Here is a 12,723-nt window from a genome sequence, read left to right on the forward strand (position 1 = left end):
ATTTTGTTTATATATGGTGAAATACAATATACTTCTTGGAGGTTTAATAAAATGTACGATCCAGTATATTATATGAAAAAATTTGGGCTTTTTACCGTGGGCTTGTATGCCCTGACCGAAGAGAAGATTAATGAATATGTGAAAGAACTCGTCGAAAGGGGGGAAATTAACAGGGAAGAGGGTAAAAAGTTCGTGACAGACTTGATTGAATCCAAGAGAAAGCAGCAGGAAGAGATGGAGGAAAAGATGTCTTCCCGGGTCAAGGAAGCTGTCAACAAATCCGATGTTGCAACTCAGGAACATGTAAAGAACCTGGAAGAAAAAATCGACCGGCTTGAAAAGATGCTTGCAAAATCTTTGGGCGAGGATGTACCCGCTGAAGAAAAAGACAAGCATGAAAAAGATGATGAGTGGTCCTGATACCATTCATTTCTAACATCTCTTTTTTGATACCATGGTACCGGGTATTTCTCACAGATATTCAATGGTTAAACGATACGGGCGTATCATAGACGTACTTGTATCGAACGGATTTGGTTACTTTGTGGATAAAATGGGCCTCTGGTCAATGGGGTCTGTTCGCAGCCGTGTAAAAGGTCGGTTTGGAAGGGAGCAGGAAAAGGATACCCGGCCGGAAAGGGCACGTAAGGTACTTGAGGAACTGGGCCCCACCTATGTCAAATTCGGCCAGTTACTCAGCATGCGGGAAGACCTGATACCCCTGAAATACGCACAGGAATTTACAAAACTTCAGAACGATGTTCCTCCTTTTCCCTTCGAAGATGTAAAAGCAGTACTCAAAACTGAACTTGGCGGGGATATACCTGAACTTTTTTCTGATTTTGATGAAAAACCGGTCGCAGCTGCATCTATAGGTCAGGTTCATAAAGCACGCCTCCATAGTGGGGAAGATGTGGTTGTAAAGATACAGAGGCCCGGTATCCGCCGCATAATTGAAGCGGACCTGGATATCATGTACAGTCTTGCCGGATTTGCCCAGCAGCACATCGAGGAAATAAAACTCTATAATCCGGTAGCTGTTGTAGACGAACTGTCAAGGTCAATTCACTCGGAAATGGACTATACTCAGGAAGCAAGAAATATCGAACACTTCCTGTCCAACTTTGAAAACGATCCTGTTATTGTAATTCCCCGTGTATACAATGATTACAGCAGTGATCGCATCCTGACCCTCGAATATATTGAAGGGATAAAATGTAACAAATTTGAAAAGCTGGCAAATGAGAATCTGGACCGGGAAAAAATTGCCACAGATGTTTCTGAAGCTTTTATGAAACAGGTTTTTGAACATGGTTTTTTCCATGCTGATCTTCATTCAGGCAACATATTTGCCCTGGAAGACGGCAGAATCGCCCTGCTGGATTTCGGTATGGCGGGTCATCTGTCCGAAGATATGCGTGGGCTTTTGGTAGATGCCCTTCTAGCCGTAACAAACGGGGATAGCACCCAATACATAGAGGTTATGCGTGATCTGGGAGTAGCGGATGAAAAACTGGATGTGCGTTCCTTCAAAGTTGATTATGATCATTTCCTTTTCAAATATTACGGACGCACGCTGGATCAGGTGGATGCCACAGAGGTTTCCTCTGAAATGCTGTCTCTTTTGCGTAAACATCAGATACAGGTACCTCCGAATATTGCCCTGCTTTTTAAAGGAGTAATGACTGTGGGTGGGTTTGCTATGCAAATGGTCCCGGATTTCAATGTAACTGAGATCGCCGAGCCCTATGCACGTAAATTCATGAAAAAGCGCTTTTCTCCGCGTAATATGGCCAAAAACAGTTCCAAAAATCTCTGGTATGTAAGCAGGCTTCTCAGTCGTGCCCCGCTGCAACTTTCACACATTCTCGAGGTCGCCGAAAAAGGTTACCTCAATCTTAAATTTGAACATGAAGGCACCGACCGTCTCCTTTCGGAAATAAGCGTTGCCTCCAACCGGCTTGCTTTCAGTCTTATTATTTCTGCCATTATAGTTGGTTCTTCCCTGGTTATACAAACCGGTATGGAACCCCAGGTGTGGGGTGTTCCGTTATTTGGTCTGTTTGGCTTTTTTGCTGCCGGGATTTTCGGTATGGGTCTGATTATATATATTATTAGGACTGGAAGTCTATAATATCACAATTTACATATTGCAAATATGCTAAATATAATGCCCAGAAAAACGGAGGAATCCTATGACTGATCCCCAGATCGAAAGAAAACTTATCGAAATTATGCGTATTATCAATGAAAGTGACAGGCCTGTAGGTGCCCGTATCATTGCCGACGAATTACGCAACAGGGGTTACAATCTTGGTGAAAGGGCGGTACGCTATCACCTCAGGATACTGGACGAGCGTGGCTTTACCGAAAAACACGGCTATACAGGTCGCTCCATCACATTAAGAGGTAAGGAAGAACTGGAAGAGGCCCTTATAGGTGACAGGCTTGATTTTGTAATCACAAGGATTGAGGACTTGATCTATCGCACAGATTATGACCCCGTAACAAAGCAAGGGAATGTGATAGTAAACGTATCTTATGTGGACAAGGATGACTTTGAAAAAACTGCCGACTTGATGAGAAGTGCAGTTGATTACTCAATAAGTCCCAGGGTGGGAATATTTGAAGAAGATTCGGAGGATATATTTGTTTCACCGGGGAAAGTGGGGATTGCGACAGTTTGCAGTATTACTTTTGATGGGGTTCTCCTGCGGCATGGAATTCCGGTCAAGCCTAACTTTGGGGGAATTCTTGCCGTGGAAAACAATGAACCAGTGGTGTTTAAAGACCTTATCTCGTACAGGGGTACATCTATAGACCCGATTAAGATTTTTTTGATGCGCCAATCCACATTGGTAACAGGATTGCTTCAGTCGGGTTCTGGGACCATACTGGCTAATATGCGTAGTATTCCACAATCTGCTGCGGGAGATGCCCGTCTTCTTTTCCAGCAATTGCATGAATCTGATATAGGCGGGTTACTTGCAATGGATAATGAATCGGGTAATGTGCTGGGAGCACCTGTAGATGTTGGTATGTCGGGGATTGTTGTTTCTGTAGGTGTAAACGCCCTGGCTGTTGTTGAAGAATACGGTATCGATGTAACTATCCGGCCGGTTTCAATGATTATGGATTATGGAACAATGAAAACCCTGTAAGATCATCTATTTTCATTTTTTATTTATATCGTAGGGTTTAAGGAATTGTCCTTCTACCTCATCCCTGTGGAATGTATTGTAACTACAGAAAGGTATTATCCTTCCGTCCGGTGTGGCATAATGGATGCCACAGCGGCAAACTCTTTCCAGGTCAAAATTATAGAGATCCTGGAAATGCATTGCTCCAACAAAAAGCGTTTTTCGGTGGAATTGGCTGGTTACTTCCCGATCCCCTTCCTTTATTATGTTGATCAGCATTTTTGTAACATTGATTGATTTCGGGGCTTTTTCCTGATTGACCAAACCCGGAATCTGTCGGACTACTTTGGCAAGGGTAATTAAATTTCTGGTTTTTTTACCGTTGAGATTTTGTGTGGCATCATCAAGCAACTCGACGAATCCCTCAACATCAAGGAAATCCGTAATCGGTATTATCCTGCCCTCCTCCACAAAAAGGTAAGTTCCGGCTCCACAGTGCGGATGGACTGTGAATTCGGGAAGGTGTTTTCCCTGTATTCCTTCTATAAAACGCGAGATGGGTACAACAAAAGGTACTGGGTACCAGGCTGTTTCGGGTACTTGGCCAGAGGTTTGATCTGCAAGTCCCTTGATCAGGTCAGGTATGGTGAATCTTTGTTTTTCTCTGCTTTGTCTGTCGATTCTACCGGTGAATGCCACAGGCTGGAAGTTGATTCCTTTCACCACGTCCAGCTTATCGGCGGCAAAGTGAAGGATATCGGCAAGTTGATCATCATTTTCCCCTTTAACCAGGGTGGGCACAAGAACAATACTGCGAATACCCGCTTCACGGCAATTATTTATTGCTTTTTCTTTTACAGGCAAGGCATTGAAATTACGTATCTTTTGGTAAGTTTCTTCTTTGACCCCATCAAAGGAGAGATATATTGTATGCAATCCCGCATTTTTCAGTTTTCGGGCAAATTCAATATCCTTTGCGATTCTGACGCCGTTTGTAGCAATTTGAATCTGGACAAACCCCAGTTCCTTTGCCTTCTGGATCATAGCAGGCAGGTCATCTCGGACAGTTGGTTCTCCGCCTGAGAATTGTATTGCCGGACAGGGGGTTGGTTTTTCTTCTCTCAGAGTTTTTAGCATATCTTCTATCTGCTGGAAACTAGGTTCATAAATGAAGCCCCGGCTCTTTGCATTGGCAAAACAGATGGGACAATTGAGGTTACAACGATTTGTAACATCGATGTTTCCAAGAAGGGTTGTTGTTTTATGGGACGGGCAAAGTCCGCAATTCAAGGGACAACCCTCATCATCTGAAGTCCGCGGGTTTGAAACTTCGTTTCCTTCATGTCGATATTTCTGGAATTTTCGGTACAGGTTGGCATCCGACCAGTAGACTTCTTCGAATTTGCCATGCTCCGGACATTCTTTTTCCATCAATACTCTGCCATTTTTCTCAAATATACTGGCTTCTATGATTTCCTTACATTCCGGACAAACAGATTTAGTGCTATGCATATATGTATCCTTCTCAACTGTGAACTTATGTTCTGCATCTATTTATCAGGTGCCTATAAAAGGGAGGTATATATCACCCCATCAGCAAACCTCCCTTAAATATCACTTATTCTTCAAGTATAATTCTTGCTATGTCATCTCCCACATCAGAGGTTTTAGAGTTGCCTCCCATATCATAGGTTTTGACATTGTTTTCCATTATGTTCTGTTCAATGGCAGAAACAATACTTGCACCAGCTTCGGTTTCTCCGAGCTGGTCTATCAGCATGGAACCGGCCCATATTGTGGCGATAGGGTTGACCTTGTTCTGCCCCTTGTACTTGGGTGCAGAACCGTGGATTGGTTCGAACATGCTGGTACCTTCGGGATTGATGTTTCCGCCGGGTGCAAGTCCCAGTCCTCCCTGTATCATTGCGCCCAGGTCGGTGATAATGTCCCCGAACATGTTGGGGGTTACAACTACATCAAACCAGTCGGGATTTTTAACAAACCACATGGTAATAGCATCAACATAGTTGAAATCTGTATCAACATCGGGGTGTGTGGCAGCTACCTCTTCAAATTCTTCTCTCCAGAATCCATAGATATCGGAGAGCACATTTGCCTTATCCACAGAAGCCACATGCCGGTCACGCTTTTCTGCAAGATCAAAGGCATACTCGATAACCCTTTTGGTACCCTCTTTGGAGATCATTCCTATCTGATAGGCGATCTCCTCGCTGTCGGTTTCGATGTCAAGGTCAAATTTTGCGGAGTACAGGGAACGTGAGACTTCAAGCATTTCCTTGCTGGTACCCTTTTTGGACCTTCCACCGATTCCGATATAGAAATCTTCAGTGTTTTCCCTTACCACCGTAAAATCAATATCTGTCGGGGTTTTATCTTTTACAGGAGTCCATACTCCCTCGAGAAGTTTTATTGGACGTAGATTAATATACTGGTCAAAATAAAAACGTGCAGCAAGCAGGATGCCTTTTTCGAGCACACCCGGTGCAACCCTGGGATCCCCTATAGAACCCAGGTATATGGCTGAATAGTCGGACAGTTCTTTGAGTGTGTCCTCGCTTATCAGTTCTCCGGTTTCAAGGTAATGGTCAGCACCGTGCGGATAATCAATCCAATCCACATCGAATCCGAATTTTTCTCCTGCGGCATCTATAACTTTCATTCCTTCTGCTACAATTTCCGGGCCGATGCCATCTCCGGGAATTACAGGCACTTTATATTGGGTCATTGTTAATTATCTCCGGTATTATTAAGATTTATCGATTATCTTTCGTGTGTACTCTATCAGTCCACCGGTATTTACAATCTCCCTTACAAAATCAGGGAGGGGTGTTGCCTGATACTTTTCTCCTTTGGACAGGTTCTCGATTACACCGGTGGAAATATCCACTTTAAGCTTATCGTTCTCATCTATCCTGTCGGTATCAGCACATTCCAGTAATGGTACACCGATATTGATTGCGTTTCTGAAAAAGATTCTTGCAAAGGATTTTGCAATAACGCATCCAACCTTTGTCCCTTTTAGTGCCAGGGGTGCATGTTCTCTGGATGAACCGCAGCCAAAATTGCTTCCAGCAACGATTATGTCATTTTCCTTTACATTTTCTGCAAAATCTGATCTCACTCCTTCGAATGCATGTGCTGCAAGTTCTTCAGGGGTGTTTAGGACCAGAAATCTTCCCGGGATAACCGCGTCAGTATCCACGTCATCTCCGAATTTCCATACTTTTCCTTCCATTCTATCACCGGCAAATCAAATCACTGGATGAGATGGCATCTTGTATCCAGAATTGTGCTAATAATACAAATAATCATATAATAATCTCATCCCTGAATGGTATATTTTTCCCACATTTCATCTGAAATAGCAATTTGTAGCATCATGTATGGTTGTATCGGGTTTCCAATAGCAAAATATATCCACTTACCTGCCAGATTCCAGATGATGGCAGCTCATAATAATCCATTGTGCGTCAATGAATCCCTTCCTTTACGCAAAATAGTGCATATGTCGGGAGTGGCGGTTCCTTTTATCGCGGATATTTATGGCAGAGAATATGCCGCACTGGCACTTGCGAGTGCAACACTTATTTTTCTCATTATGGAAGTTATCAAACCGGCTGAAAAGAAATGGTATGTATATGGTCTTTTATGGAGGAACAGGGAGAAAGAAGTGTTTGCACTGGATCCTTTTTTTTACATTCTATCTTTCTTTGTCCTTCTGGGTCTGAGTTATTTTGTAAACGAAGGTATATGTTATGCTTCCATGGTAGTTTTGGCTCTGGGTGATGGAGTAGCTCCGCTGATCGGTCATCTGGGGAAATTGAAACTGCCTGGCTCATGCAAGACGGTGGAGGGCACTACCGGAGGAATAATCCTGTCTTCTATAGTAGGATTTTATTTTGTTGGAGCGCTGGCTGTAGTTGGTAGTGTGGCCGGTATGGTCGCGGAATGTTCTATTTCCCGCCATGATAACCTTTTTATACCATTTGCTGCACTTATGGCAATGCTTTTAGTAAGAGTATTTTTTAAAATTAATGTATGAAATATTTTTTAAAAACCTCTTTCACTGAATCGGAATCTGTATTTTTGTATTCAGGATTGTTAATTATTATTAGTTGAAATTAAATAGAAAACAATATATGGGTCAACAAGGAAAGTCTTTTCCCTAGGGAATGATTTTATCTAGCTCATTTAGATTCTATCTCTGAGTTTATGCTGCTTTAAATTGATATAATACAGGTTGTTACAATGCACAAAGATGAACTGATCCAGTTGCATACTTTGATGGTCCAAATCAAAAGGTATCTGGAAGATCAGGGTGTAGAGCATGATTTTGAGGATTATAATTCCCTCTCCATAAGTCCGGTCCACATCCATCGAAGCAAAGCAGAACACAAGCATGCAATCTTTATCCTCGGCAATCACCTGGCATCCATCATATCAGAAGATGAGATCTCCAGTATAAGCAGGACTTCTGTCAGGATGCAGGAGTTTGCCGAGAGATCGGGAGATGGGTTTTCACATAGTAACTGAAAGGAACTTAAGATATGACAGGCCAATTATCTGTCAATAAATCTTCATACAAACCTGCGGGATATAGATATTTCTTCATAATTATTCCGCATTCCCCGTCGATGTAATAACCCGGTTCATACCAGCAGTCAACAAATCCCATGCGACTATAAAGACGTCGGGCGTTTTTATTGCTGGCACGTACTTCCAGGCGCACATATTTTACGTTCCGGTTGCGAAAATATCTCTGTATTACCTGCAATAATGCCTGACCGATTCCCCTTCTCTGGAATTCTTTTTTAACGGCAAGGGAAAATATCCTCCCTTCCTGTTCACTACTGCGATATCCCATTACAAAACCAGTAATGGTTTTCTCACTTTCAGCAACAAGAAACCCTTCCGGGTTCATTTCATAAAAATTCATGTAGGTGTAGGGGTCATGGTCTTCGAATGCCTCCATTTCAATCTGCAGCACTTCGGCAAAATCCTTTCCTTCGAATTTTCTAAACAGCAATGTTACCCCTCCCGGGCCTTTACAATTTTTTAACGTGCCTCACATCCACGGCAATGCCCCGGTTGGAATGTATCATCTCGGGGCCGCTCATTGCAGCACGTCCGACACAGAATGCTTTATCTCCGCATATGAATACTTCATCATTGGGGCGAATCCGCTCATCTGCATCGATGACTCCCGGTGCCAGTATTGAACCGCGTGGCACGAAATCATCGATATTTACAACATAATTTCCTGTTTCAATAATCCTTTTAGCTCCTTCAATGGTCAGGGCTATTGTACCATTTTCGGGAATCAGGGTTATGAGTTGTTCCTTATCCAGGAATGCCTGGTAGCGGGGGAATGGGGCTTTTATTTTTGAATCCGGGGGTAAAAGGGCTTCACCGCAACCCACACCAAACTGGTAATCTGCAATGGCTTTTAGCATGTCCCGTCTGTAATCTCCTCTGTAGCTGAGCCCGTTACACAATTCTTTCATCGTATCTTCCAGTTTGTGCAGGGAGTTTTGGGAGGTTACATTTCCGTCGGATGTGTAAGTTATTTCCAATCCGAGTTTTTTGGATACGTTTTCACATATACTGCGATATTCATCTTCCACATGTGCTACAATATGTTTGTAAGGATGTTTTAGCAGGAAATTCTCCAGACATTCCCCTACCCATCTGTGTTCCTCTGCATCCCAGTAGCCCGTTACCGTGGTGTCATAATGTGCTGCAGGATATGTGACTTCCAGTTCCCGGGGTACTACTCCCAGGGGTGAGGTGATTATGACTTCCTGCACAAGTTTGAGGTTTTTGCCAAGTGCCTTGCGGAATCTGGAATGGGTCATAGAAATAGAGTAAGGTTTGCGGGCCGAACAGGGTAAAAGTAGCAGGACATCCTTTTCTGGTGGTGTGTATCGCTGTTGTACTCGTCGGGCAAAGCGTACAACTTCGGGCCTTGTCAGGGATTCAGAGGTTGTTGCAAGCAGGGGTGCGGGTTTGAATAGGGCTGTTCTTTCTTCGAGGAAATCGTATTCTGCATCACTCAGGCGCAGCATTGCCACAAGGGCGGGGTTATGACGGCATCTTCCTTCCACGTATTCCCTGAGAGAGGCACTGCGTATCCGTTGTCTGACAAGGGCCACTTCTGCCTCAAGAATAGCGATGTTATGTTTTTCAAGTAGCCGGGCGCGTTGTTTTTTATCCATGTCTTTTACTTCTTTTGCACTCGTACCGCTGCAATGAGCACAGCAACAGGGCAATTCTGCAAGTCTGTCCAGGTGGATGAAACCGGCAGATGTCATGTATTTATCTTCAAAGGCAGCGATCGTTGCCCTTGTCGTATCCAGGATGTCCACGCCCAGATAAATCAGCATGGCAACATTTTCAGGCAGGGCGATATTCGGTGCATACAGGGCCGAATCCGGTGCAATGTTCTTCCTTACCTTCATGAGCTCGGCCAGCAGCCTGCGAGGGTTGCCTTCATGACAGCCGATGCCGTCTGCCACATAGAGGTCCCGTGTAGTTTCCGGGTCTCTTTCAGAATAGGCTATACCCGTGGGTCCCTCGTCAGCTGGCACATCAATCTTTTCACAGGTAACATCTCCTGCTACCATGGACGAATATGTGCAGGAAGGCATGATTATGAGTTTATTTTTTCCCACACGTTCCCTTAATTTCAGGGTAGCTTGTGTTGCTGCTTTTCCATTCCCGAAATGCCATTGGCTGCCTGGATATATTATATCTCCTTCTGCCTCTGGTTTGAGGGAAGAAGGGTCAATTACCGCTGGTGTAGGGATTGTGTTGTTAAGATAGAGGCTTCCCGTTCTTGCAGCCCCATCTCTCTGGTGGACTTCAAAGTATCTGGTCATGGCATAGAATAGAACTATATAGATCTAAACGTTTTCTACTCAATCACATAATATTGATCAATACATTACAGGTTGAACGTATATGCTTCTTAACAGGCTGAAGGAGATAGTCGGCGATAAAAACGTAAGTAATTCGGCCTCGGACATTTGTTGCTATTCTTCGGATGCATCCCGGGTAAAAGGTCGTCCTGAATATGTGGTACGCCCCCATAATTCAGAACAGGTAAGCAAGATAGTAAAACTTGCTTCTGAAAATGAAATGCCTGTGGTGGCCCGGGGTGCTGCCAGTGGGCTTGCAGGTGGTGCAGTACCGGTACGTGGTGGAATTGTGCTGGATATGAGCGGTATGGATGAGATTATCGATATAGACATTGATAATCTGCAGGTAACCATCGGACCTGGGGTCGTGCATTCCAGGCTAAACGAAACCCTGAAACCCCATGGTTTTTTCTTCCCTCCCGATCCGGGCAGTACTGCTATGTGTACCCTGGCGGGCCTTATAGCGAACAATGGCAGCGGAATGCGTTCCGTGAAATATGGAACTACGAAACGTTATGTGCTGGATCTTGAAGTAGTTCTTGCGGACGGCAGCATCATAAGGACCGGTTCAAGAACACTAAAAATGGCTTCAGGTTATGATCTGACATCCCTGATGGTAGGTTCTGAAGGAACCCTGGGCATAATTACTGAGGCGGTTTTGAAGATTTATCCCCTGCCCCGCGCCAGGCTGGTAATTCTCCTTTCCTTTGATAGTGCAGAAAAAGCGGGAGGCGCAGTTGTGCGTATCCTTTCCTCGGGAACTATTCCCTCCGCCTGTGAAATACTGGATAATACCACTATTCGTGCCCTGAAATCCTATGATCCGAGTCTTGATATCCCTGATGCAGGTGCTATTCTTATGGTTGAGGTGGACGGTTCAGAAGGTGCGGTCTCCGAGGCGTCAGAAATGGTGAAAAAGGTATGTGAAGGGATTGCAGATGACATACGTGCGGCAAAGGATGAACAGGAAAGTGACCGCATATGGGCCGGTCGGCGTATCGTGGGGGCGGCAATAAGTCGCCTGGATCCCCTGCGCAATCGGGTGTATGTAGGAGAAGATGTCGGTGTGCCAATAAAAAAGATACCTGAGATGATCGAGAATGTACACAGGATATCCGATGAAGTAGGAATTCCGATCATGATATATGGCCATATAGGAGATGGCAATCTGCATACCGGTATGAGTATCGATATGCTCAGTGAGGAAGAATGGGACAAGCTCCACAGGGCTGCTGACCTTATCTATCGCAAGGCAATAGAACTGGGGGGGACTGTCTCCGCAGAACACGGAATTGGTGGTGCACGCTCGAACTATATGGAACTTGAGCATCCTACATCCCTGCCGGTAATGTCCCTTATCAAGAAAGCCCTTGATCCCAAAGGAATCCTCAATCCAGGAAAACTGGGGTTGGATAAATGAATGATGAAAATCGCAGGTCGTTCCTGAAATGTGTGCACTGTGGAACCTGCAGGGCTTATTGCCCGGTATTCAATGAATATGGTTGGGAATCCACCAATGCACGGGGCCGAATGCTCATCGCCCAGCAAATAGATGAAGGGGCGGATATTGATGACAGTTTCCGTTTTTCCCTGGATACCTGTACAACCTGCGGCATATGTGAGCAAATGTGCCCTTCAGGGGCAATACCTCCGGATGTAGTTGAAAATGCACGTGCAGCAGTTGTGCGCAAGGCCGGAGCCAGTAAGGCTCAGGAAAAACTCAAAAAGGATACTGTTGAATGGGGCAATCCCCTGCGCGAATCCCGGCAACGTCTGCACTGGCTTGAACCGACGGAGAGAGATGAACTGCCTGATAAATGCGAATATGTTTATTTTGCAGGTTGTATGACTGCATACAGGTATCCGGAAGTTGCACGTAAAACCTTTGATATACTCAAGAAGTTCGGGGTGGGTGTTTTGGAGGACGAGGTATGCTGTGGTTCCCCTCTGCTTCGCACAGGCTCTGATGCCTGTGAATTAATCGAGCACAACATGGAGCAGATAAAAAAGAGCGGAGCAAAAACCATAATCACAGGATGTGCTGGTTGCTACACTACTCTGAAAAAGGACTATCCCGATGGGTTTGATGTACTTCATGTTTCCGAGTTTTTAGAACAAAAACTCGATGAACTGGATATCCACAAACTTGATATTTCCGTGTCCTATCACGACCCCTGCCATATAGGCAGGGCACATGGTATATACGAAGCACCGCGCAATGTTATCAGGCGTATCTGCAATCTAGAGGAGATGGACACCCACCATGAAAATGCACACTGCTGTGGTGGCGGAGGTGGTGTGAGGAGAAGTTTCTCAGATCTTTCCCGCTCTCTTGCCTCCAAAAGACTGGATGAGATTCCAGAAAAGGCCGAATTACTCGTAACTTCCTGTCCCCTGTGCCGCTCCAATCTTGAGATGGCTGCAGAAGACTGTGAGCTCATAGATCTTATTGAGCTGCTCGAAAGGGCAATGTGTTAATTTTGCTGTGGCGGAAGTTTCCATATATCGATATCCTCCCTTTTCAGGGTTGTGATGGATATTATGGAATCTGTCGTGTCTATGTACTTAAGTGCCAGGTCCCTTTCCTGGCGGATCTGCTCCTGCAATCCTTTTACTTTTAGCAGGGTCTCAATACGGCTCTTGAG

The 12,723-nt window shown here is 44.7% G+C and carries 13 protein-coding genes; 7 read left to right on the plus strand and 6 right to left on the minus strand.

The genetic code is table 11. From position 1 onward, the window contains the following. Positions 1-51: 51 nt before the first annotated feature. From A9957_RS01395 to A9957_RS01405, 3 genes are all read left to right on the plus strand, one after another. Positions 52-420, plus strand: coding sequence for a phasin family protein (locus tag A9957_RS01395; protein WP_096712896.1), 369 nt, complete (start codon positions 52-54; stop codon positions 418-420). A gap of 64 nt (positions 421-484) precedes the next feature. Continuing rightward, positions 485-2,134 carry an AarF/ABC1/UbiB kinase family protein gene (locus tag A9957_RS01400; protein WP_292342931.1) on the plus strand — a complete coding sequence of 550 codons (1,650 nt, stop codon included), beginning with the start codon at positions 485-487 and terminating at the stop codon, positions 2,132-2,134. 61 nt (positions 2,135-2,195) lie between these two features. Further along, entirely contained in the window at positions 2,196-3,161 is a 966-nt protein-coding gene (locus A9957_RS01405; protein WP_292342932.1) for a DUF128 domain-containing protein, read from the plus strand. A 12-nt stretch (positions 3,162-3,173) separates the two neighbouring features. On the opposite strand, the gene tes is transcribed toward A9957_RS01405, so the two are convergent. From tes to A9957_RS01420, 3 genes are all read right to left on the minus strand, one after another. Next, on the minus strand, positions 3,174-4,652 hold the full coding sequence (tes, locus tag A9957_RS01410; protein ID WP_105460918.1) for a tetraether lipid synthase Tes: 1,479 nt from the start codon (positions 4,650-4,652) through the stop codon (positions 3,174-3,176). 106 nt (positions 4,653-4,758) lie between these two features. After that, on the minus strand, positions 4,759-5,886 hold the full coding sequence (locus A9957_RS01415) for an isocitrate/isopropylmalate dehydrogenase family protein (protein ID WP_105460919.1): 1,128 nt from the start codon (positions 5,884-5,886) through the stop codon (positions 4,759-4,761). A 21-nt stretch (positions 5,887-5,907) separates the two neighbouring features. Next, a complete protein-coding gene (locus A9957_RS01420) occupies positions 5,908-6,396 on the minus strand; it encodes a 3-isopropylmalate dehydratase small subunit (protein WP_096712891.1) in 489 nt (162 codons plus the stop codon). A 96-nt stretch (positions 6,397-6,492) separates the two neighbouring features. On the opposite strand from A9957_RS01420, the gene A9957_RS01425 reads away from it, so the two are divergent. Beyond that, positions 6,493-7,203 carry a hypothetical protein gene (locus A9957_RS01425; RefSeq protein WP_292342935.1) on the plus strand — a complete coding sequence of 237 codons (711 nt, stop codon included), beginning with the start codon at positions 6,493-6,495 and terminating at the stop codon, positions 7,201-7,203. Between the two features lie 206 nt (positions 7,204-7,409). Beyond that, positions 7,410-7,694: a UPF0058 family protein gene (locus A9957_RS01430; protein WP_096712889.1), complete on the plus strand. Its 285-nt coding sequence runs from the start codon at positions 7,410-7,412 to the stop codon at positions 7,692-7,694. Between the two features lie 7 nt (positions 7,695-7,701). Here the strand turns inward: A9957_RS01430 and rimI are convergent, their stop codons facing one another. Together rimI and arcS are read right to left on the minus strand one after the other, a co-directional pair. Then, positions 7,702-8,187, minus strand: coding sequence for a ribosomal protein S18-alanine N-acetyltransferase (gene rimI, locus A9957_RS01435; protein WP_128754280.1), 486 nt, complete (start codon positions 8,185-8,187; stop codon positions 7,702-7,704). Between the two features lie 19 nt (positions 8,188-8,206). Further along, complete coding sequence (arcS, locus tag A9957_RS01440) at positions 8,207-10,039, minus strand: archaeosine synthase subunit alpha (RefSeq protein ID WP_128754279.1); 1,833 nt, start codon at positions 10,037-10,039, stop codon at positions 8,207-8,209. 82 nt (positions 10,040-10,121) lie between these two features. Between arcS and A9957_RS01445 the strand changes: the two genes are divergently transcribed. Both A9957_RS01445 and A9957_RS01450 read left to right on the plus strand, forming a co-directional pair. Further along, the gene (locus A9957_RS01445; protein WP_096712886.1) at positions 10,122-11,498 is read left to right on the plus strand and encodes an FAD-binding oxidoreductase; all 1,377 of its coding nucleotides are present in this window, start codon (positions 10,122-10,124) and stop codon (positions 11,496-11,498) included. Next, positions 11,495-12,556 carry a (Fe-S)-binding protein gene (locus A9957_RS01450; RefSeq protein ID WP_292342936.1) on the plus strand — a complete coding sequence of 354 codons (1,062 nt, stop codon included), beginning with the start codon at positions 11,495-11,497 and terminating at the stop codon, positions 12,554-12,556. Before A9957_RS01445 ends, A9957_RS01450 begins: the two co-directional genes overlap by 4 nt. Here the strand turns inward: A9957_RS01450 and A9957_RS01455 are convergent. Further along, entirely contained in the window at positions 12,553-12,684 is a 132-nt protein-coding gene (locus tag A9957_RS01455) for a hypothetical protein (protein WP_292342937.1), read from the minus strand. The genes A9957_RS01450 and A9957_RS01455 overlap by 4 nt on opposite strands. Between the last annotated feature and the right edge of the window lie 39 nt (positions 12,685-12,723).

It is taken from the genome of Methanohalophilus sp. DAL1, from assembly GCF_001683555.1.
GTDB lineage: Archaea > Halobacteriota > Methanosarcinia > Methanosarcinales > Methanosarcinaceae > Methanohalophilus > Methanohalophilus euhalobius.